Origin of the sequence: Bifidobacterium moraviense (genome assembly GCF_012932365.1) — a bacterium.
Lineage (GTDB): Bacteria > Actinomycetota > Actinomycetes > Actinomycetales > Bifidobacteriaceae > Bifidobacterium > Bifidobacterium moraviense.
This window is the reverse complement of record NZ_JAAIIH010000009.1, coordinates 68,896-90,423: the sequence shown is the minus strand read 5'-3', so window position 1 is coordinate 90,423 and position 21,528 is coordinate 68,896. Positions and strand designations below refer to the sequence as shown.

The window sequence follows — 21,528 nt, the reverse complement described above, 5'->3', positions numbered from 1 at the left end:
GGTGCCGGCAACCCCATGATGTAGGGAATTCCTTCCAGCAAAATCAACGCCGGTGCCGCCCGTCTTCGAGACGACGTCTTATGCCCGAGGGACGAAGCTTGCGCGCGGCACCAGCTCGGTCGTCAGCAGGATGTGACGACGCACCCGCCGCTCATGCTTCAACCCATCAATCAAGGTGGAGAACGCCATACGGGCCAACTCCCTTTGATCAATCGCATACGAACTCAGCGACGGCGACGTGTACCGGGCGATTGACTGGTTGTTCACACTCACCACGGCCAACTCGTCGGGAACCGCCACGCGCAGTGCGTTCAACGCCTGCAACGCCCCCACCGCGAGCACGTCGGCGGCCACGATCAGACCATCGGGCATGCTGCCGGCCTCACGATGATCGGCCACCAGTTGCTCCGCGAGACGATAACCGTTCTCCATGGTGAACGTGCCGGACGAATACACCAATCCGTCCGTTTCCAATCCCAAGTGCGCAGCCCACTGGCGGAACGACAGTTCGCGGATATCCTCGGGATAGTCATGCGTGCCCATGATGCTGCCCACGCCACCGAGAAACGCGATGCGTCTGCGGCCCGCCGCGATCATCGCGTCCAAGGCATCCAGCATCGTCTGCGACAGATCGGGCCGTACGGAGTCGAACAGGTGCGGTGCCGGATTCGTGTCGATGCACACGCCATGCGGGAGCACCGCATGCAGGGCGCGCAGGTCCGCTTCAGGAAACACCGCGGCACCCACGGTGATAAACCCATCGAACTCCGCCGCGCGTTCCGTCAGCTCATGTATGGACCGGATGAACGTGGGCTGGTCCAATTCCATCGACTCCGCACACTCCGCAAGAACCTTCCGCAGATCGGAGAAGTATGCGTCCTGCAGCTCCTCCCCGGACGGAGGGGCGTCCAGCACAGCGATCGCGGGACGGAACACGTTGCGGTATCCCAGCTCCTCGCACACTCGCAGCACGCGCCGCCGCGTCTCCTCCTTGATGGAGAACGACGGGTCGTTCAGCAAGCGCGACACCGTGCTCTGCGACACCCCGGCCCGTTCCGCGACCTCCTTGAGCGTGGCCATGACATCCTCCCCGCAAACTTTAGTAAAGGGTTTTACTACAGCATAACCCGAGATTTGCAAGACGACGGTATCTCACACTTAAGTGGCTCTTCGCATTTTGGTGTGTATGGGCGGTGGTTTAGAGGTGGGCTTGGATGGCTTGTCTGAATCCGCCGGTGTGGAGCAGGCTTCGGGTGATGTAGTTGTCGAGGTTGCGGAAGCCGAGGGCTATGCCTCTGAGGGTTTCGAGGCGTCCGTTGATGGCTTCGGTGGGCCCGTTCGTCCCGTGGGGGTGGTCGAAGAACGCGAGGACGTCCGTCATGCGGCGTTTGAGGGTGCGGCCGAGCGTGGCGAGTTCGGGGCATCCGGGCGCCGCGCCCCTGACGGCGAGGGACTCGATGAGTTCGGCCATCATGCCCCGTCCCTTCCCGCGGTCCTCCTGCGCGTAGCAGTCGATGATCTTCTGGTAGGCACCGTGCGCGAGGGCGAGCGGCTTGTTCGCGGGATCGGAGAGCAGCAGGTCGATGCGCGCCTGCTGCTTGTCGGTCCGGAGCCGCGCGGTCTTCAATAGGTTCCTCCTGCCTTTGTAGAGCGGGTCGTCGCGCCGGCCTCGCCGGCCCGTGGCCTCGCGTTGGAGCCGGCAGCGCACTGCGGTGAGCCTGTCGCCGGCGAGCTTGACGATGTGGAACGGGTCGAGGATCTCCACGGCGCGGGGCACCTGGCGCGCGGCGGCCTTCCTGTATCCGGCGAACGCGTCCATCGCGACCTCCCTCACGCCGTCCCGGAACGATCGCGGGCGTTCCTCCAGCCATCGGGCGAACGCCTTCTCGCTCCTGCCCTCGACCATGTCGAGCAGCCGCGCCGGCCGGCCCGTCCTTCTGGGGGTGAGGTCCACGATGACGGTCACGTACCGGTTGCCGGTGCGGGTGTGCCGCCACACATTCTCGTTCACGCCGATCGACTCCACGCCGTCCAGCCGGCGCGGGTCCGCGGCCAGCACGTTCACGCCCTTCTCCAACACGGCCCGGTTCAACGCACCCCACGAGCAGTGCAGGTCATGCGCGCATGCGAGCACGCTCTTCGACTTCAGCACCACCTCCGCCGCCGCCCACCACACGGCCGCGTCCGTCAGCCGCCGTCCCCCGTCGGCTATGTGGGTCAGGTCGTCGGTCCACGAGCGGGCGCACGCCACGCACTCGTACCGTCTGACCCGCACCAGCAGGTGCACGGCATGCTGACCGACGGGAGTATGCGCGAGCCGGCGCCGCCACGAGGAACGGACCCGACCCATGGCCCCGCATTCCCGGCAATACCGGGCGGTCTCGTCCGCCGGCTCGCAGCCGATCAGCCACACTCCCGCCCGCGAGCCCGACACCACGTGCCTCTGCGAGACGGGATTCAGGCGCAGTCTGTCCAGACCGAGCAGGACCCGGCCGTCGAACGCGCTAGACTCGTTACCAAGCCGCGCGGTTTCCTTCACTTTTTCAATCACACACCGAATGAAACCGCACGGCCCTTACACACCAAAATCGGAAGAGCCACTTAAGTGACCGGCAGCTGATAAACTGCAATCGTCCCTACAGGGGGCAATGCATAAGATGGCTGGAATGTTGCGATAGCATTCCAGCCATCTTTGGCTAAACGAGTCGTCAGACAACCGCGCCCTCAATGGGAAAACCGTCAACAAGCCGTAAATCATCGCCGCACCAATGATTCACTAATTCAGCGGGCAATCCAAGGAACCCTTCAATGGCTTGGATGGACACTGCAGGGTGTCTGTAATCGCGTACGTCGCTGAAGGCGCTAGCGAGCACCTGTTTAAAGAGGGTCGGATGCTCGTTCTTTACTGCTATCGGCTCTTGCTTGTTCCATTTGCGATTCGCCATCTGAATCCTCAAGGATTTTTGCCGTTCCGCATCGTATATGCCCAATCGACCGGCACGTGCAATAAGGGCGGCTATGGATACTCCCCACTCCGCCTTTAGTGTTGCAAGAGCATTCAGCGATGTGAATTTAGAAATTGAAGCACGTGCATCCTCTTCTGGCATAAGCAGGGCGCCGGCAAAAGCATTGGCCTCAAATTCCAGACTTCGATGGTCCTTGGGTCTCCTAAAACGATGAAGCACAAGATGCCCGAGCTCGTGCGCGTCAGTGAATCGTTGTCGGTCTCCGGGCTTTTCTTCGGGAAAGTATCCGATTACGTGCTTAGCATGAGGAACGGAGGGGCTGCTGACTCCGTCTGCTGTTGAATCGCTAATCGGCGCCGCTAGAGGGACAACAAGAATACCGCTTCTCTCCATACTGCGTGTGACGTCCTTCACCGGCCCGTGAGAAGACAGCCCCCAGACGGTTCGGACTTCACCGGCGAGACGTTCTATGTCCGCAAGGGAGGGATCTATACGCGGGGCAATGCCATTAAGCCACAAAGGTTCCGGGCAGGCGTGAGTCATCGATTCGAGCTTCGTCACTGTATCCAGGAGAAGTTGAAATTCCGTTATGGCCTGATTGGCCAGAGAGGATTTCATCTTGGCCAGCTTACGGAACGTAAGCTGATCGACGGGCACCGACTGATCGGGGAGCACAAAGAATCCGATAGGGAACCCGGTTACGAAGGCCAATCGTTCCGCGTCGGATTCGGTAAATCGAGTCTTTCTGTTGACCAAATTGGAGATGCGCGACGCGGACAGACCGCTGATGCCCGCCAATTCCTTCTTGTTCCAACCCCGGCATTCACGAGCCAGTTCGATTCGGTCGGGGTTGAAATCGTTCATTTTGTCTCCAGTGTGTTACTTTCCCTAATGATTGTATTGGTGTGCGGGACCATGCGCTCTTCGGCTTCGCCGCCATCGAAGGCCATTTTGTCGAACATGTCAGCGGGAACGCCAATCGGCATGGCTAAGATAAGTTTCCCCTTTGCACGTCGTGGAAAACTGCCCGCATCAAGGGGCTGAACGGCATCGCAGAGGAACCGATCCGAGGTTTCCGTCCACATGCCGGTGACGACGCACACCTGCTGCTTGCTCAGGCCGCGTTTCGCGGCCTTCTTGCCGCTCTTGCGGGCGGGACGTGGCATGGTGCCCTTGCGGTAGCCCTTGTAGCTGTCGCGGAAGTACGTCTCGTCGATCTCCACCCGGTCGCCGGCGACGGCGTTGAACGAGGGGTTGTAGCGTTGGATGCACTCGATGATGCGACGGCGCATGAACCACGCCGTGCGCAGGCCCACGCCGCACTTGTCCATGCGGTCGCGCAGATCGCCGCGACCACGTCGTCCGGGAAGTGTCCGGTCAGGCAGGCGCGGGTGTCCCAATCAAGCAGTACGCCGCAGAAGTCGAAGATCACATCGGTGATGGGGCAGTCAGCCATACAAGCTCCATATATTCAGGTCCGTGAACCAGTGTACGGGCCGGCCGGATAACCGGTGTTAGCAAAGCGTTAGGAATCGCCGCGCGGAGCCCCCGAGCACATATGCAACCCGTAAAAACCGCCTCGTCCTGACCGCTCGCTCCATACGATGAGGAATCGCAATGACCCGATGACGATGTCGCGCGGCCCCTAGCGGGAGGCGGAACACGGCACCGGGTTTGTTCGATGATAAGGAGAATGACATGCCTTGGTGGGTAGATGTTGCCTACGTTGCGGGCACGGTGGTCGTCTTCGTGCTGTTCGACCTGTTCGGAAAGTGGGTGGACAAGCTATGACGACGTTCTTCACTGTGCTGGGTGTCGTGCTGGCTATCGCGGGAATCGCCTACATGATTTATTCCCTGTGCCGGCCAGAGAAGTTCTGAACCATACCGGACTGTACTTGAGAGATCTTAGGAATCAAAGGTTCATCACATGGTATATGTATTTGCGATCATGGCATTCGCGCTGATTGCCATCATCCTTGTGGCGATCTACAAGCCGCTGGGCGATTACATGTTCAACGTGTTCACGACCGACAAGGACCTCTTCTTCGAGAAGTGGATCTACAAGGTCGTCGGCGTTGACTCCAAGAAAGGCCAGACCTGGAAGGCGTATCTGCGCGGTGTGCTCGGGTTTTCCCTGATGAGCGTGCTGGTGCTTTACCTGCTGCAGCGCGTGCAGCAGTGGCTGCCGTTCTCGCTGGGCTTCCCGAACGTGCAGGGCCCGCTCGCGTTCAACACCGCGGCCTCGTTCGTGACCAACACCAACTGGCAGTCATATTCGCCGGACGTCACGCTCGGCTACACCGTGCAGTTCGCCGGCCTCGCCGTGCAGAACTTCGTGTCCGCGGCCGTGGGCATCGCCGTGGCCGTGGCGCTCGTGCGCGGGTTCGCGTGGCGCAGGTCGGAGACCATCGGCAACTTCTGGGTCGACCTGACCCGCTGCACGATGCGCATCCTTCTGCCGATTTCCATCGTCATGGGCATCATCCTGATAGCGCTCGGCGTGGCGCAGAACTTCGCCGGGTTCGTGGACGTGAACACCGTCGCCGGTGGCACCCAGAAGATCATGCAGGGCCCGGTGGCCTCGCAGGAGGTCATCAAGGAGCTCGGCACGAACGGCGGTGGCTTCTTCAACGCCAACTCGTCGCACCCGTACGAGAACCCGAACATGTGGACCAACCTCATCGAGATTCTCCTCATGCTCGCCATTCCGGTGGCCCTGACCCGCACCTTCGGCCGCATGGTCGGCGACATCCGGCAGGGCTACGCGCTGCTCGGCGCGATGGTCATCATCTTCGGCATCAGCTTCTTCGCCGTGGTGACCGCCGAATCCTTCGCCAGCGACCCGATCACCTCCCTGACCGGTGGTTCCATGGAAGGCAAGGAGACCCGCTTCGGCATCGTGTGGTCCGGCCTGTTCGGCACCACCTCGACCTCGACCTCCACTGGCGCCGTCAATTCGATGCACGACTCGTACACCGCACTCGGCGGCATGATCTACATGCTCAACATGATGCTCGGCGAGGTGAGCCCGGGCGGCGTGGGCGCGGGCCTGTACGGCATCCTCGTGATGGCCGTCGTGGCCGTGTTCATCGCCGGCCTCATGGTGGGCCGCACGCCGGAATACCTCGGCAAGAAGATCGGCCCGCGCGAGATGAAGATGGCCTCGCTGTACTTCCTCGTCATGCCGATCACCGTGGTGGTGGGCGTCTCCCTGAGCTTCGCCGTGCCGTTCGCACGTCAGTCGATCTTCGACACGTCGCTCAACAACAGTGGCAACCACGGCTTCTCCGAGGTCGTCTACGCCTTCACCTCGGCCGCGAACAACAACGGCTCCGCCTTCGCGGGACTCACCGCCGACACCCCGTGGCTCGACACCACGCTGGGATTGGCGGTGCTCATCGGCCGTTTCCTGCCGATCGCCCTGGTGATCGCGCTGGCCGGTTCGCTTGCCAAGCAGGACAAGGTGCCGGTGACCGCCGGCACGATGAAGACCGACAACGGTCTGTTCGTCGTCCTGCTGGTGTTCGTTATCTTCCTGATTTCCGCGCTGACGTTCTTCCCGACGCTTGCTCTGGGACCGTTGGCAGAAGGTTTGGTGGCTTGATATGACTTCCGCAACCGCGAACGACGTCAACAACGGCGCGACTTCCATCGCGAACGACGTCAAGAAGTCCAACGAGCAGTCGTTGGGCGCGATGCTGGGCAAGAGCCTGCCGGATGCGTTCCGCAAGTTCGACCCGCGCAACATGTGGCACAACCCCGTGATGTTCATCGTGTGGGTGGGCGCCGCGTTCCTGACCCTGCTGGGCGTGTGCCAGCTGTTCGACACCGCCCTCACCGATGGCGAGCCGGTCTACTTCACCTGGATCGTGGCCATCGTGCTGTGGGCCACCGTGCTGTTCGCCAACCTCGCCGAGGCCGTGGCCGAGGGCCGCGGCAAGGCGCAGGCAGACGCGCTGCGCAAGACCCGTACCACCACGCCCGCCCGTCTGGTCAAGGGCTACGACGAGAAGAACGACCCTGACGTGCGCGCCCCCGAGCGCGGTGAGGGCCCGTCCTACATCGAGGAGGTCCCCAGCTCGGACCTGAAGCTCGGCGACGTGGTCGTCGTCTCCGCCGGAGAGCTCATCCCCGGCGACGGCGACATCATCTCCGGCATCGCCTCCGTGGACGAATCCGCCATCACCGGCGAATCCGCACCCGTCATCCGCGAATCCGGCGGCGACCGCTCCTCGGTGACCGGCGGCACCCGCGTGCTCTCCGACCGCATCGTGGTGCGCATCACCCAGAAGCCCGGCGAAAGCTTCGTCGACAAGATGATCGCCCTGGTCGAAGGCGCCAACCGCCAAAAGACCCCGAACGAGATCGCTCTGGACGTGCTCCTGAGCTCCCTGACCATCATCTTCCTTGTGGTGGTGCTGTGCATCAACCCGCAGGCCTCCGCGGTGGGCGCCTCCGTGAGCCTGACGGTGCTGGTCGCCCTGCTCGTCTGCCTCATCCCGACCACCATCGGCGCCCTGCTGTCCGCCATCGGCATCGCCGGCATGGACCGTCTGGTGCAGCGCAACGTGCTTGCCACCTCCGGCCGCGCCATCGAGGCGGCAGGCGACGTGACCACGCTGCTGCTCGACAAGACCGGCACCATCACCTACGGCAACCGTCAGGCCTCCGAATTCCACGCCCTGCCCGGCATCGATCATGACGACATCGTCAAGGCGGCCGCATTGAGCTCGCTGGCCGATGCCACACCCGAAGGCCAGTCGATCGTGGCACTCGCCAAGTCCGACGGCTTCGACGTGGACGAGGTGCCGGGAGCCGTGGCAGTGCCGTTCACCGCCGAAACCCGCATGTCGGGCCTCGACCTGCCGAACGGCGACCGCATCCGCAAGGGTGCCACCTCCGCCGTCGAGGCATGGATCGACAGGGAAGGCGGCACCATGACCACCGAGGTGAGGGACGCCCTGCATGACCGCGTGGCCGCCATCTCCGGCCAAGGCGGCACGCCGCTGGTCGTCGCCGAGCAGCACGCGAACGGTGAGGCCAAGGTGCTCGGCGTCGTCCAGCTGAAGGACGTCGTCAAGAAGGGCCTGAAGGAGCGCTTCGCCGACCTCAGGAAGATGGGCATCCGCACCGTCATGGTCACCGGCGACAATCCGCTCACGGCCAAGGCCATCGCCAAGGAGGCCGGCGTGGACGACTTCATCGCCGAGGCCAAGCCCGAGGACAAGCTCGCCTACATCAAGAAGGAGCAGGCCAAAGGTCAGCTCGTCGCCATGACCGGCGACGGCACCAACGACGCCCCGGCCCTCGCCCAGTCCGATGTCGGCGTGGCGATGAACTCCGGCACGTCGGCCGCGAAGGAGGCCGGCAACATGGTCGACCTCGACTCCGACCCGACCAAGCTCATCGACATCGTGGCCATCGGCAAGCAGCTGCTCATCACGCGCGGCGCCCTGACCACGTTCTCCATCGCCAACGATGTGGCCAAGTACTTCGCCATCATCCCGGCCATGTTCATGGAGAAGTTCCCGGGTCTGGGCGTGCTCAACATCATGGGTCTGCACAGCTCGCTGTCCGCCGTGCTCTCCGCGATCATCTTCAACGCGATCATCATCGTGCTGCTCATCCCGCTGGCCTTGAAGGGTGTCAAGTACCGCGCCGAGGCCAGCGAGAAGATCCTGGGCCGCAACCTCAAGGTCTACGGCCTGGGCGGCATCATTGCGCCGTTCGTCGGCATCTGGATCATCGACCTGTTCGTCCGTCTGATCCCGGGCTTCTGATCCGAAGAGCGATTAGGAAAGAGTGATTGTCATGAAGAACACCATTTCGCTGAACCTGCGCGCCTACTGGGCCGGGCTCAAGGCGGTGATCGTCTTCACCGTCATCGTGATCGTCTACACGTTCGTGATGACCGGCATCGGCCAGCTCGGCATGCCCGACAAGGCCAACGGCTCGATGATTACCAACGCGCAGGGGGAAGTCGTCGGCTCGTCGCTGATCGGCCAGTCCTTCACGGACGCCAACGGCGACGCGCTGCCCCAGTACTTCCAGTCCCGTCCTTCGGCGGCATCCGACCCGAACAAGGACGAGGACAGCCAGGGCTACTACGCGGCCGCGTCCGCCGGCACCAACAAGGGCCATGCCGACGCCGATTTCGTCAAGTCCACCACGGAACTGCGCAAGACCATCGCCAAGCGCGAGGGCGTGAGCGTCAAGGACGTGCCGTCCGACGCCGTCACCGCGTCCTCCTCCGGACTCGACCCGGAGATCAGCCCCGAATACGCGGCCATTCAGGTCAAGCGCGTGGCCAAGGAGCGCGGTCTGAGCGAGGAGCAGGTCGAGAATCTGGTCCGGAAGTACACCACCGGTCGTGGGCTCGGCTTCATCGGCGAGTCCACGGTGAACGTGGTCCGGCTCAATCTGGCGCTTGACGAGCTCAAGTGATTCGGCATGCGGTCTGCCGGTGATTCGACTGATGCGTTGTCGTCGATCGCCGTGGCAGGCGGCGGCCGGTCGTCAGGGGTGGTGACGCGGGACATTCGCGCCGCCACCCCTGACGGCGTTTATCGTATACAGTCGTATTGGGATGTCTGGGAATACGGGGGCTGATATGGCACAGGCACGAGGAACGTTCAGGGTGCTGCTGGGCGCCGCACCGGGCGTGGGCAAGACGTGCGCGATGCTCAAGGAGGGGCATCGCCTGCAGGAGGACGGCAAGGACGTGGTCATCGCCCTGTTGGAGACCCATGGTCGCGCCGCCACGGCCAAGGCCGCCGATGGGCTCGAGATGGTGCCGCGGCGGCATCTGCGCTACCGCGGCATGTGGCTCGAGGAGATGGATCTGTTCAAGATCATCGAACGGCATCCGCAGGTGGCGCTCGTCGACGAGCTCGCCCACACCAACGCACCCGGATCGGTGCACAAGAAGCGCTGGCAGGACGTCATGGACCTGCTCGACGCCGGCATCGACGTGATCACCACCATCAACGTGCAGCACATCGAATCGCTCAACGACGTGGTGCGTGAGATCACCGGTAGCACCCAGAAGGAGACCGTGCCGGACAAGGTGCTGCGTTCCTCCTCCCAGGTCGAACTGGTCGATCTGCCGCCCGAAGGCCTGCGCGAGCGTCTCGCCGCCGGATTCGTCTACAAGCCCGACCGCGTGGATGCGGCCCTGAGCAACTACTTCCGCGTCGGCAACCTCACCGCCCTGCGTGAGCTGGCCCTGCTCTGGCTGGCCGGGCGCGTGGACGAGGCGCTTAAGGCCTACCGCGAGGAACACCACATCAACGCCAAATGGGAGACGCGCGAGCGCGTGATCGTTGCGCTGTCCGGCGGGCCCGAGGGCGAGCAGCTGCTGCGGCGCGGGTCCCGCGTGGCCCGGGCGTCCGGCGGCGGCGACCTCATCGCCGTGCATGTCACTCCCGAGGACGGGCTGGCCGGCTCCAATCCCGCCCTGCTCATCAAGCAGCGCGAACTCGTCGAGGAGCTGGGCGGCACCTATCATCAGATCGTCGGCGAGGACATCTCGGAGGCCCTGCTCGACTATGCGCGTGCGAACAACGCCACGCAGGTGATCGTCGGCGTCTCCCGGCGCAACGCGCTTTCGCGCTGGCTGGGCCGGCCCTCCACGCCCAACGGCATCATCGAGAAATCCGGCGATATCGACGTCCATATCGTCACGCACTCGTTCGTCAACAAGGGCTTCAGGATGCCCTCCTCGAATAGGCATCCTATCGCGTGGAGGCGCAGGGCGGCCGGGTTCGCGTTCGCCGTGTTGTCCGTGCTGCTCGCCGGTTGGATGCTGTACCAGTTCAGCGCGCCCACCTATGCGCAGCGCGACGCCTTGGTGCTGCAGCTGCTGGTGGTGGTTTCCGCCGTGATCGGCGGGCTTGTGCCCGCCATGGTGTGCGCGGTGCTTTCCGGACTTGTGCTGGACCTGCTCTACACGGTGCCCATGGGGACCTTCCATGTGATGCGCGCCTCGGACATGGTGACCATCGTGCTCTACGTGCTCGTGGGCGTCATCGTCTCCGCGGTGGTGGACCGCGCCGACACCATCGCGCGGCAGGCCCAGCGCGCCAGCGCCGAATCGGAGACCTTGGCCAGCGTGGCCGGGGTGGTGCTGCGCAGCGACGATCCGCTTCAGGCCATCGTGCACCGCACCCGCGAGGCGTTCGGATTCTCCTGCGTGCGCGTCGTGCAGGACGGCCACGTCATCATCTCGGACGGCGAACCGGGCACGAGGACGGATTCCGCCATTGACGGCGACGGTGACCTCGCCGTGTCCGTCGAGGAGCCGGAGACCATAGCCATGTCGGACGACGGACCGGAGCTCAAGCTGTACGGCAAACCCGTCGAGGCGTCGGACCAGCGCATGCTGCTGGCCATCCTCTCGCAGATCCAGACCGTGCTCGAGCACAAGGATCTGGAGCGCAAGGCCAGCGAGATCGGGCCGCTCGCCGCCGCCGAGAAGGTGCGCACCGGCCTGCTCAACGCGGTCAGCCACGACCTGCGCCGTCCGCTCGCCTCGGCCACCGCCGCCGTCTCCGGACTGCAGCGCATGGGCGACACGATGAGCGCGCGGGACCGCAAGGAACTGCTCAGCGTGGCCTCCAACGGCCTGAAGCAGCTCACCAAGCTCGTCACCGACCTGCTCGACGTCTCGCGCATCCGCGAGGGCGCGCTGCCGCTGTCGCTGGTGGCCACGGATGTGGGCGAGGAGATCATCCCGTTGTTCGACGAACTCGGCATCGGACCGGGGTCCATCGATCTGGACATCGCCCCCGACCTACCGCTGGTCGTGGCCGATCCGGCCCTGCTTCGCCGCGCGCTGTCGAACGTGCTGGTCAACGCGATGCGGTTCACCCCGTCCTCCAAGCGGGTGCGGCTGTCCGCATCCTCGTTCAACGGCGTGGTCGAGATCCGCGTGGCCGATCAGGGCCCCGGCGTGCCCGATTCGCGCAAGAATGATATCTTCCTGCCGTTCCACCGCCTCGGCGACACGGACAACACCACCGGTCTGGGGCTGGGCATGGCGCTGTCGAAGGGGTTCGTCGAATCGATGGGCGGTTCGATCAGTCCCCAGGACACGCCGGGCGGCGGCCTGACCATCGTGATCACCCTGCGTGTGGCCGACCAGAAGCTGCGTGTCGGACAGCCGATTCCGGCCGACGACCGACCTGATCCGGCCGACATCATCGCCAAGGACACGCTGAACGTTTCGGGGGCCGTGTCCGATGTGATCCTGCCGCTGCCGGGCAGCGGGCAGTCCGACGAGCGCGGGCTCGACCGGTTCATCAACTACGGCATCATGCACGGCGGCAGGGATGAGGGGGATGCGGACTCCGACGATTCCGACTCCTCGGTTGACGCCGGCGCTGGGGAGAGCGCGGGGTCAGGTTCCGATGCCGCGCCTGACGCCGGTGAGCGGCATGACGTTGCGGAAGCGGATGATGATGAACGACGGTATGACGACGATTCCACGGACGGCATACAGTCCGGCGTGGAACCGGCCTCGATGGATGCCGTCGCCGACGGTGGCGGCGCCGGTGACAGAGCGACGGGTTGGGACCCGTCGATGACGGATTCGGGAGAGGAGGCACGCCGATGAAGATTCTGGTGGCGGACGACGATCCGCAGTTTCTCAAGGCGTTGAAGATCACCCTGCACTCGCAGGGCTACGACATCGTCACCGCGCGTGACGGCGTCGAATGCATCACGGTGGCGGTCGAGGAGCACCCCGACCTGTTCGTGCTGGATCTCGGCATGCCCAGAATGGACGGCATGGGTGTGATCCAGGGTGTGCGCGGTTGGGCCGAGGCGCCGATTCTGGTGGTGTCCGGGCGCACCGACGCGCGTGAGAAGGTGGCGGCGTTGGACGCGGGTGCCGACGACTATGTGACCAAGCCCGTCTCCATCGACGAGCTGCTGGCCCGCATCCGCGCCCTGCTGCGCCGGGTCGCGCAGGAGAGCACGGCGGAAAGTGAGACGCCGCTGGTGCGGTTCGGCGACGTGACCGTGGATCTCAACGCCCATGCCGTATTCTGCGGGGAAGCGGGGCGCGAGACGCGCGTGCGGCTCACGCCCACCGAGTGGAAGGTGCTCGAGGTGCTGGTGCGCAATGCCGGCAAGCTCGTGACCCGTCAGGACCTGCTCACCTCGATCTGGGGGGCGCAGCACGTCAAGGACACCGGCTATCTGCGACTGTACATTTCACAGTTGCGCAAGAAGATCGAGCCGGACCCCGCGCGGCCCAGATACCTGAAGACGGAGACCGGCATGGGCTACCGTCTCGACATCAACGGCGAACCGGAGGCCTGAGACGGTCGGCGGATGATGCGACCGGATGGTGTGACCGTTTTGCGGATAAAAGAATGCTTGGCTTCCCTGAGCGAGGGAAGCCAAGCAATGTGGCTCTTCGGCTCTCAGGCTCTCAGGCTCTCAGGCGATCACGTCGGCGATGGCCTCGGGGATGGCTCGGATCACGTCGCCCGCCACGATGGGGTGGCCCAGCGTCATGAACCGCTGACGGCGGCCGTGCCCCACCAGCTCGGGCTCCTGCCAGCCCTGCTGCTCGGATTCCGAGGCGATCGCCGCGGCCATGCCATGCAGACATCCAACGGCAGGACGAACGTGCGGTCTACATCGGGAGTGAACTGGATATAGTGAATCGGATAGGCGATCGGATCGCCGTCGGAATCCTCGCCGTCACCATCCGTCGTGTCCGGAAACGCAACCGGCTCGACCGGCCAGAATCTCGTGGATACGGCGAGCAGACCGTCCGGCCGGCCGCGCAGTCGCCGGTGCAGATACCAGACGGCAAATGCGGCCGTCACGCCGATGGTGAGAAGAAGGATGATGTCACCGGGATCGATCGGCGGATCGGCGTGCGTGGCGCGACTCAACCAGTCGCCAACGGCCGCGGCGATCGGCGTACTCACGGCTAGAGCCCCCGAGAGCACAGCACTACGATCTCTGTGCCGTCAAGAGGATACCTGCTGTTGGAATCCCATCGGTCGAACAGGGAAAGAGGCTCTTGGCACCAAGCCTGAGTCCGACGCAGATTCTTACCTGCCGGAGGCAGTCCTCCAAACGCAAACTCCTTGATGAACCTAAGTTTCATATGAGTCTCGGGATCCATAAGATGCAAGCAGTTGGACGCCCCGCTGACCTTCCAGTCATCAACTGGATCTTCGAGGAGCAACTGTCGCAGCGCCGCAAGAAAGTTTTCCGCATAGTGTCCTTTGTACTCGTTGCGGCTTACCCCTAACGCATCAAGGGCTGCCATGGCACGGCCCTTCGCAAGAGGGAGATTCGTGGGAATCATGTCGTTGATTGGCGCGAGACGCTGCTTTATGAGTTCTATGCGGTCCATGACCTTCCTGCAATTCTCTGCGATTATGCAATTTTATTGTTTTCCGAAATTTTAGCACGCATTATTAACATTCGGCAAGTCCCGAGAGATTTGGCCTACGACAAGCCGTCTATGCTCACCTCGTCACAACTCACTCCTGAAACGGGAAACCCTGCTCGGAGATTCTGGGCTGGGTCTAAGGAACGTATGTCTCGCATGTGCTTTACGTCTTGCATGATCTACATGATCTATCTGTCCGCCGCTATCCCGCCGGTTTTCCCTGACGATGAGTGTCAACGGAGACCGTTGCCTGTCGGGCTCCTTGATCGTCATCAGAGGAGGCCGTCGTGGATTTGTTGAATCAGGTGCTTCAGTTATTCGTCAGGTTCGCCACTATCGGCGGCGGACTGTGGCTGGTGTGGGGCGCCGTCACATTCGGTGGCGGTCTGAAGGATCATAACGGGCCGCAGACGCAATCGGGACTGTGGCAGATCGTGGGTGGAGGCATGATCATCGCGGCTGCGCAGATTTTCAACGCGGTGGCTCTGGGCTGAGCTGATTCGGGGCCTGCCGTGGAGGACTTCATCGTAGCCATGCTCAACATGATCGGCGGCGGAGGTGCCGGTTCGATTACGGCCGGGCTGTTGTCTCAGGCGCCGGAGACGTGGAATCCCGCTCTTTACCAGTTGGCGGTGAACGTGCATGGAGTCGCCGTCAAGCCTCTGACGTCGGTGGTGCTCGCGGTCATGTTCACGTTGGAGCTGGCGCGTAACTCGACGCGCATCGAAGCGGACCGCGATCTGGGCGTGAAGATCGTGGCCGGCACCATGTTCAAGATCGCGTTGGTGTTCATCGCCGTGCAGAACGCCAGCCTATTCATTCGGATGTTCAATCAGGTCACGCAGTTCCTCATGCAGGGCGTGTCCTCTCAGATGTCGTATGAGGCGACGGGCGACGGCGGTCAGCTGGGTGATCTGATGCGCGACCAGATTCGCGACGCCGGGGTGATGGGACAGGCGGCGTTGTTCTTTCTGCTGGTGATCCCGTGGCTGTTGTCCCAGTTGGCGTCGGTGGTCTTCACGGTGGTGCTATATGTGCGGTTCATCGAATTGTATGCGTTGACGGCGTTCCAGTCGTTGCCATTCGCATTTCTGGTGCATGAGGACACCAAGCCGATCGGCGTGGGTTTCTTCAAGTCGTATGCGCGCACGTCGGTGAATGCGGTGTGCGTATTCATCTGTCTGGTGTTCTATCAGCGAATCGTGGTCGATGCCGTGAAAATCCCGAATTCCGCGGACAAGGGCATGGTGGCATGGGTGACGGGCAACTTCGGCAATCTCATGATGGCGGGCATCCTGCTGTTCTTCGTGATCGCGGTGAGTCAACGTGTCAGCCGGGCCATAGCCGGCGGCGAGTAGCCGCCTACCACAACCGGACCCAATCGGAAAGGATTCTTTCATGCTGCAGATGCGCGTATATAAGGAGATCGCCAATGTCGAGGCGAAGGTGATGTGGGGCCTGAGCTGGCGCCAACTGGCGGCCGCCGCGTGCATGCTCGTCCTGGGCGGAGGCGAGGCGGCGTTGTTCTGGTCGTTGGGACTGTCCGATCTAGGGTCGTATCTGCTGTTTGCGGTGTGCCTGCCGTTCGCGCTGTGGGGCTGGTGGCGTCCGAAGGGACTGAAGCCTGAACGGTATCTGGGATACATGCTGCGCCAGCGTTTCGGTCCGAAGGTCTATCTGCTTGAATCCTATGTTCCCGCGAGGTTTCCCGGCAAACCGTCGTTGAAGGAGAAGACCCGTAGACGAATCAAGGGAAGGAAGGCACGTCGTCATGTCTGACATCAGCGGCAGCAAGGCGGTCAAAGGCAACGGCAAGCGACACGGAAAGGCCGGGAACCGGCGGTCCGGGAATCGCCGCATGCCTCGTTCATCGAAGGAGCTGCTTGGCTATGATTCGATGCTGTCCAATGGCATCGCGTTCCTTGGCGGCGATCGGTGGAGCGTGTCTCTGCGAATCAGCGACATCAATTATCAGGTCGCGACCCAGGATCAGCAGCTGGACGTCGTGGACCGGTGGGGTCGTTTCCTGAATTCGGTCGGCGAGAACATGGGTGTCCAAATCACGGTCGCCACGCGCATGCTGGATCCCGAGGAGGTGACGCGTAGCATCGCCATGCCGCTCCGAGGCGATGCGTTGGATGGATTGCGCGGGGACTTCAACCGCAATGTGCGTCGGCGTCTCGCCGGCCGTTCGCAGGGCGCGGTAACGGACAAGTATCTGACGTTGACGCTGCGCGAGCGGGATGGGGAACGTGCGGTCACGCTGCTGAACCGTGCCGCGTTACGTGCCACGGCGCAACTGCGATCGGTGGGCGGATGCGTCGGCGTCCGTTTGAACCGTCAGTCGCGTCTGGCGGTGCTGCACGGGATGCTGCGGCACGGTGTCCGGTTCCCGTTCACCGAGGACGGCTTCCTGAAATCGCATGGCATGTCCACGAAGGATTACGTGGCCCCGTTCGCCGTGGACGTGTCGGACCGCCGTCGGCTCCGGTTGAGCTCGGGCACCACGGAAGTATGGCATCAGTGTCTTTTGGTGCGTGATTTCCCGGATTATCTGAGCGATCAGCTGGTGTCGTCCATCACGGACATCAAGGCGGACATCACGGTCGGCATCCATCTGTCCCCGCGGGGCAAGGCCGAGGGGTTGAAGCTCGTGAACCGGACGATCGCCGAGATGGACATGCAGGCCATCGACGAGCGGCACAAGAACCGCAAACAGCATCTGCCCGAGGACATGCTGCCTCATGATCTTCAGGAATCCATGGCCCAGGCGGGCGAACTGCGCGATGATCTGGAGCATAACGGCGACCGTCTGGTGGATTCCCTCATGATCGTGGACGTGTCGGCGGACAGTCGCGAGCAACTGGACCAGACGGTCCGTGACGTGACGGCCGCGATCGATGGACAGTCATGTGTGGCCGAGACCTTGGCCTACATGCAGGTGGAGGGACTGAACGCCGTGCTGCCATTGGGAAATCCTTTGCCGCCGATGCGTCGCACGCTGACCACGTCGAGCGCGGCGATTTTGGTACCGTTCACGTCGCAGGAGCTGTTCGAGCCGGGCGGGGTGTTCCATGGGGCGAACGCCCGCACCGGCAATCCCGTGGTCATCGACCGTACGAAAGGCATGAACGGCAACGGATTCGTTTTGGGTACGACCGGGTCAGGCAAGAGCCAGGCGGCGAAGAACGAGATCACCCAGATCTATCTGACCCGTCCGGACGATGATCTGATCGTCATCGACCCGGAACGTGAGTTCACGCCGTTGTGCACCGGTCTTGGCGGCGAGCGAGTCGAGATCGGGGAATCGTCGCGCGCGCATATCAACGCTTTGGATATCGAGTATGAGGATGATTCCGAAGGCGATCCGATCCGGTCGAAATGCGCGAGCGTGCTGAACATGCTCGGCGTGCTAATCGGCGGACAGGACGGAATCGACCGCATGCAGCGCAGTCTGATCGACCGTACGGTCATCGGCATGTATCGCGAGGTGCGGGAACATCCGGAACTGGGCATGCCCACGCTCGTCACCCTGCATAATCGTCTCGCGGCTTTGAACGAGCCGGGTGCCCGTGATGCCGCGCGAGCATTGGAAATCTACGCGACCGGCAGTCTGAACGCCTTCGCTCATGCCACCGATGTGAACACGTCCAGCCGGTTCCTGGTCTATGACGTTTCCAATCTGGGAACGGGGTTGCGCACGTTCGGCATGCTCGTCGTTCTGGATCAGATATGGAACCGGGTCGTCAGAAATCGCCGTCTCGGCCGACGCACCTGGCTGTGGGTGGACGAGTTCCATCTGCTGTTCTCGAACCGGTATGCGGCCGAATACTTCCTGCGCCTGTACAAGCGCGCCCGTAAATGGGGCTTGTGCCCCACCGGCATCACGCAGAACATCGAGGAGCTGCTGGCCAACCAGGATGCGCGTCTGATGCTCGCGAACAGCGACTTCCTGTTGCTGCTGAACCAGACCGCCACGGATGCCGATGCCTTGTGCGAACTGCTGAGGCTGTCCGATGAGCAGCGGGCGTTCTTCACCGGGGTGCAACCCGGTCAGGGCATGGCCAAGAGTGGCACCGCGTTCATACCGTTCGACGGGCGCATCGATGCCGATAGTCTGCTTTACCGGCTGTATACCACGAAATTCGAGGATCGGAAGCCCGAATGAGACCCGTCACCTCCGACTCATTCCACGCCACACGCAATCTCGTTCGGCCGAACGGCACGATTCATGGCTTGAAAGTCCGTCATGTCAATGGACTCTCCCATGGCCCAATGCTGACCGGGCTAAAATGGCCACGAACCACCATCAGGAATAGTCAATCCGAAGCATCGCGCCCAATCGGCACAACAACCGTCAGCGCTTTGAACCGTGGTGTGAAGGCGACACGGTCCGTGCTTGAATCGCAATCGACACAGACGGAGACCAGCGAGGACGACGATCTGTTGTTGCCAATGGTCCCTGCAGACCGGGTACGCGACGGCGTGACCGGCATTATTCGCACAAGACATGCCGCAAGAGGTTCAACGGCACGTGCCATGGCAGGAAGAACGGCTTCGGTTCGTGCCAAACGTACGAGGCGTTTCGGCAAGACCGTACGATCGGGTGTCCACGGGACCAAATCCGCTGCCAGAGCTTCGACGCAGATTGCACGACAAGTCACGCAGACGGTTTCTCGGACTATGACGGCGGTGAAGGCCGGTGTTGCGGCATCGGCATCAACTGCGGTCAGCATTCCATTTCTATTGGGCGCGGCGGCGGTACTGATGGTCTTCAGTCTGCTGCTGTGGTTCATCCCCACCGTTGCCGTCGGAGATGACGGAGGCTGCGAGGCCCGTGTGATCGAAGTCCCGGACGAGGCGAAGCCATGGGTTAGTGAGGCGGCTCGATCGAGCGGATTAAGCGCTGATTTCATCGCGGCGATCATGAAGCAGGAATCCGGTTTCCGACCGGATGCGTATGCCGACGACAGTAACGGCGGAACATGGGGATTGTTGCAGATGAACAGGAGCGTATGGCGCGGCGTACATCCCGAAGGCGCCGACCAGACGCCGCCTGAAGGCATTACCGCCCCCATGGTCCATGCTCATTACGGCGGCATATACCTGAAAAACCGTCTGGAAGGCGTCAAACAACTCAAAGTCGAGCATCCGGGCATGCCGTTCGCCGAGCTTGACGATCTGACGGCTTTGGTCATCGCCCATAACGCAGGCGAAGGCAATCTCATGAGATACCCGGATATTCCCAACACCACCAAACGGTATCTCGACAACGTGAAGCTGGCCATCGACGCGGGAGGCGGCTGCTCGGCCACGGCAGGCCGAACCATCGGCAAGCTCACGCCGCCATTGGTCATGCAGCCCGGAACGCTAAACGTGGACGTGGCGGCGACCGGCACGCCCGTAGGCAAGATCACCACCTATGAAATCGGCCAATGCACATGGTGGGCGGCCGCCCGCCGATTGCAGATCGGCAAACCTGTGGACGGTTACATGGGCGACGGCTGGATGTGGGCGTCAAGCGCCAGAAAATTCGGATACCCGACGGGCGGCGGCATACAGCTCGGCGACGTGGCGAGCTTCGCCAAAGGCTATCTCGGCGCAAGCGCCGATTACGGACACGTCGCCATCGTCGAGGAAATCAAGGACGACGGCAGCATCGTCGTCAGCGAATCCGGCGGCGGCCTCCCATACGCATGGCTCAGAACCCTTACCAAAAAGCAGGCCAACAATCCCAGCATCACTTACATCCACTAATCCCGAGGGAAAGAAGGAAGCATGCGCCGCATCAATCCCAAACTTGATCCTTGCGAGCTTTCCGATCTTATGAGCGATTCCGGCAACTGGGATCTCCTTGCGCAAATCTGCGATCATCCCGGTACATGGCCGGAACTCGACCAGTGGGCTGCGCATGCCATTGCAGATCCTGAAACCGCTGGGGCTCCACCGGAACCGTTGCCCGACAGGAAACCCGAGCATCGGCTGCTGCCCATCACACCCATCATCGACGATGAGCCGCCTTGCGATACGAGGAGCAATAACACTCTCGCCTCCAAGCCCGGCAAGCGGACGGGAACGACGGTAGGCATGCCGATGGAGGACGGAGAACATGTCGAGGATGATGCGCCCTTGGCGGAATTATCTGCTGACAATGCGGATGAGGTGGCCGTCCATCGGCATATCCCTTTTACCCGCATCGCCGGCATCATGCTCGCTTCGGTCATCGCAACGGGATTAACCACAGGCCTTGTCATGGCGAAGAAGAACTATGACCATCAGGAGGCGCTCACGTCATGCAATCATGCAATCAAGCAAGCTGACATAGTGCGGATTGCATGGGACAAGGCATTGAAACAGGCGGAACCATATGTGAAGCTCCAGGATAAAGACGTGCAGGATCCCAAGTCTTTGGAACTGCTCGCCAAAATCATGCAATATCAGCCATCAATCTCAACAGAAAATTGCAATCCGAGTCTGACGGCCGACCGTCTCGATCGCAATCGTGCAGAAATAGGGAGAGAGAACAACCAGCTCAGAACCCAGATCAGGAACCTGCATGACACAGTTGACACGGTCAAGGCATCACACGAACAACAACAGATCGACAACGCACAGAACGTACTGAGTCAAACCATTGAAGACGCCGATAGGCTCTACAAAGAATCCGAGAACAAGGTCAGAGACGACAACACCCGCACACGACTCAATGAGCAGATCACCCATGCACGACTCATGACGCGCGACCACCAGAGTCTTGATGTCTATGACAGAACCATCCAAGACCTCAACGAAGTCATGCAAATCGTCCGGGATTCCATGACGACTGTAGAGAACGAGGATACATCTGATGCGGACCATTCGGATGGTTTCACACAGTCAGGATCGGATCCCCAATCATCGAACCGACAGTCCGCACCATCATCGGAAGGTTTATCCTCGCCAGTCACGCAAGGCAATCCCACTTGGGAGGTGCCTGAGCAATCAGCAATCCCCTCATTTCCCGACCAGCTGGGTTAACATCACTTTGCAAGAATGGCTAGGAGACGGCGCTGCGGTATTCGTCGAGTTTCCGGGCCAGTCGGTCTCGACGATGTCGAACATATCAGGGAGCCTGCGGTTGAATTCGACCAATCTGTCGTTGGCA

16 protein-coding genes and 1 pseudogene are annotated in these 21,528 nt (G+C 62.1%); 11 read left to right on the top strand and 6 right to left on the bottom strand.

The window, feature by feature from the left end; genetic code table 11:
• Positions 1-78 precede the first annotated feature (78 nt).
• From G1C96_RS06770 to G1C96_RS10255, 5 genes and pseudogenes are all read right to left on the bottom strand, one after another.
• Positions 79-1,080, bottom strand: coding sequence for a LacI family DNA-binding transcriptional regulator (locus G1C96_RS06770; protein ID WP_169275836.1), 1,002 nt, complete (start codon positions 1,078-1,080; stop codon positions 79-81).
• Between the two features lie 118 nt (positions 1,081-1,198).
• The gene (locus G1C96_RS06765) at positions 1,199-2,485 is read right to left on the bottom strand and encodes an ISL3 family transposase (RefSeq protein WP_205832081.1); all 1,287 of its coding nucleotides are present in this window, start codon (positions 2,483-2,485) and stop codon (positions 1,199-1,201) included.
• 223 nt (positions 2,486-2,708) lie between these two features.
• Positions 2,709-3,830, bottom strand: coding sequence for an XRE family transcriptional regulator (locus tag G1C96_RS10265; RefSeq protein WP_169240056.1), 1,122 nt, complete (start codon positions 3,828-3,830; stop codon positions 2,709-2,711).
• Positions 3,827-4,282 (bottom strand): hypothetical protein, encoded by a 456-nt coding sequence (locus G1C96_RS10455; protein ID WP_169275821.1) that lies wholly within the window; start codon positions 4,280-4,282, stop codon positions 3,827-3,829. Before G1C96_RS10455 ends, G1C96_RS10265 begins: the two co-directional genes overlap by 4 nt.
• A 20-nt stretch (positions 4,283-4,302) precedes the next feature.
• Positions 4,303-4,422: pseudogene (locus G1C96_RS10255) on the bottom strand (HAD family hydrolase); the annotation flags it as partial.
• A 473-nt stretch (positions 4,423-4,895) separates the two neighbouring features.
• On the opposite strand from G1C96_RS10255, the gene kdpA reads away from it, so the two are divergent.
• The 5 genes from kdpA to G1C96_RS06720 all read left to right on the top strand — a co-directional run bounded on the left by kdpA (position 4,896) and on the right by G1C96_RS06720 (position 13,291).
• Positions 4,896-6,572: a potassium-transporting ATPase subunit KdpA gene (gene kdpA, locus G1C96_RS06740; protein ID WP_169240058.1), complete on the top strand. Its 1,677-nt coding sequence runs from the start codon at positions 4,896-4,898 to the stop codon at positions 6,570-6,572.
• A 1-nt stretch (position 6,573) separates the two neighbouring features.
• Positions 6,574-8,748, top strand: a complete 2,175-nt coding sequence (kdpB, locus tag G1C96_RS06735) for a potassium-transporting ATPase subunit KdpB (RefSeq protein WP_169240059.1) — start codon at positions 6,574-6,576, stop codon at positions 8,746-8,748.
• A gap of 31 nt (positions 8,749-8,779) precedes the next feature.
• Positions 8,780-9,412, top strand: coding sequence for a K(+)-transporting ATPase subunit C (kdpC, locus tag G1C96_RS06730; protein ID WP_169240060.1), 633 nt, complete (start codon positions 8,780-8,782; stop codon positions 9,410-9,412).
• A 166-nt stretch (positions 9,413-9,578) separates the two neighbouring features.
• Positions 9,579-12,581: an ATP-binding protein gene (locus G1C96_RS06725; protein WP_169275835.1), complete on the top strand. Its 3,003-nt coding sequence runs from the start codon at positions 9,579-9,581 to the stop codon at positions 12,579-12,581.
• The gene (locus tag G1C96_RS06720; RefSeq protein ID WP_169240062.1) at positions 12,578-13,291 is read left to right on the top strand and encodes a response regulator; all 714 of its coding nucleotides are present in this window, start codon (positions 12,578-12,580) and stop codon (positions 13,289-13,291) included. Before G1C96_RS06725 ends, G1C96_RS06720 begins: the two co-directional genes overlap by 4 nt.
• 120 nt (positions 13,292-13,411) lie before the next feature.
• Here the strand turns inward: G1C96_RS06720 and G1C96_RS06715 are convergent, their stop codons facing one another.
• Positions 13,412-13,573, bottom strand: a complete 162-nt coding sequence (locus G1C96_RS06715) for a hypothetical protein (RefSeq protein ID WP_169275834.1) — start codon at positions 13,571-13,573, stop codon at positions 13,412-13,414.
• 1,098 nt (positions 13,574-14,671) lie between these two features.
• Here G1C96_RS06715 and G1C96_RS06710 point away from each other — a divergent pair.
• The 6 genes from G1C96_RS06710 (at position 14,672) to G1C96_RS06685 (ending at position 21,401) form a co-directional block, all read left to right on the top strand.
• Positions 14,672-14,878 (top strand): hypothetical protein, encoded by a 207-nt coding sequence (locus G1C96_RS06710; protein WP_025263185.1) that lies wholly within the window; start codon positions 14,672-14,674, stop codon positions 14,876-14,878.
• An 18-nt stretch (positions 14,879-14,896) separates the two neighbouring features.
• Positions 14,897-15,742 carry a VirB6/TrbL-like conjugal transfer protein, CD1112 family gene (locus G1C96_RS06705; RefSeq protein WP_169275833.1) on the top strand — a complete coding sequence of 282 codons (846 nt, stop codon included), beginning with the start codon at positions 14,897-14,899 and terminating at the stop codon, positions 15,740-15,742.
• Positions 15,743-15,782: 40 nt separating this feature from the next.
• On the top strand, positions 15,783-16,163 hold the full coding sequence (locus tag G1C96_RS06700) for a PrgI family protein (protein WP_043164813.1): 381 nt from the start codon (positions 15,783-15,785) through the stop codon (positions 16,161-16,163).
• Complete coding sequence (locus G1C96_RS06695; protein ID WP_043164811.1) at positions 16,156-18,552, top strand: VirB4-like conjugal transfer ATPase, CD1110 family; 2,397 nt, start codon at positions 16,156-16,158, stop codon at positions 18,550-18,552. The genes G1C96_RS06700 and G1C96_RS06695 overlap by 8 nt, the downstream gene beginning before the upstream one ends.
• Before the next feature lie 515 nt (positions 18,553-19,067).
• A complete protein-coding gene (locus tag G1C96_RS06690; protein WP_223847973.1) occupies positions 19,068-20,141 on the top strand; it encodes a CHAP domain-containing protein in 1,074 nt (357 codons plus the stop codon).
• A gap of 21 nt (positions 20,142-20,162) precedes the next feature.
• The gene (locus tag G1C96_RS06685) at positions 20,163-21,401 is read left to right on the top strand and encodes a hypothetical protein (protein WP_223847975.1); all 1,239 of its coding nucleotides are present in this window, start codon (positions 20,163-20,165) and stop codon (positions 21,399-21,401) included.
• The last annotated feature ends 127 nt before the right edge of the window (positions 21,402-21,528 follow it).

Excerpts from the sequence above, each read along its gene's own strand:
- G1C96_RS06770 (WP_169275836.1), bottom strand. The coding sequence starts at position 1,080 with ATGGCCACGCTCAAGGAGGTCGCGGAACGGGCCGGGGTGTCGCAGAGC.
- G1C96_RS10265 (WP_169240056.1), bottom strand. The coding sequence starts at position 3,830 with ATGAACGATTTCAACCCCGACCGAATCGAACTGGCTCGTGAATGCCGG.
- kdpA (WP_169240058.1), top strand. The coding sequence starts at position 4,896 with ATGGTATATGTATTTGCGATCATGGCATTCGCGCTGATTGCCATCATC.
- kdpB (WP_169240059.1), top strand. The coding sequence starts at position 6,574 with ATGACTTCCGCAACCGCGAACGACGTCAACAACGGCGCGACTTCCATC.
- kdpC (WP_169240060.1), top strand. The coding sequence starts at position 8,780 with ATGAAGAACACCATTTCGCTGAACCTGCGCGCCTACTGGGCCGGGCTC.
- G1C96_RS06725 (WP_169275835.1), top strand. The coding sequence starts at position 9,579 with ATGGCACAGGCACGAGGAACGTTCAGGGTGCTGCTGGGCGCCGCACCG.
- G1C96_RS06720 (WP_169240062.1), top strand. The coding sequence starts at position 12,578 with ATGAAGATTCTGGTGGCGGACGACGATCCGCAGTTTCTCAAGGCGTTG.
- G1C96_RS06715 (WP_169275834.1), bottom strand. The coding sequence starts at position 13,573 with ATGGCCGCGGCGATCGCCTCGGAATCCGAGCAGCAGGGCTGGCAGGAG.
- G1C96_RS06700 (WP_043164813.1), top strand. The coding sequence starts at position 15,783 with ATGCTGCAGATGCGCGTATATAAGGAGATCGCCAATGTCGAGGCGAAG.
- G1C96_RS06695 (WP_043164811.1), top strand. The coding sequence starts at position 16,156 with ATGTCTGACATCAGCGGCAGCAAGGCGGTCAAAGGCAACGGCAAGCGA.
- G1C96_RS06690 (WP_223847973.1), top strand. The coding sequence starts at position 19,068 with ATGACGGCGGTGAAGGCCGGTGTTGCGGCATCGGCATCAACTGCGGTC.
- G1C96_RS06685 (WP_223847975.1), top strand. The coding sequence starts at position 20,163 with ATGCGCCGCATCAATCCCAAACTTGATCCTTGCGAGCTTTCCGATCTT.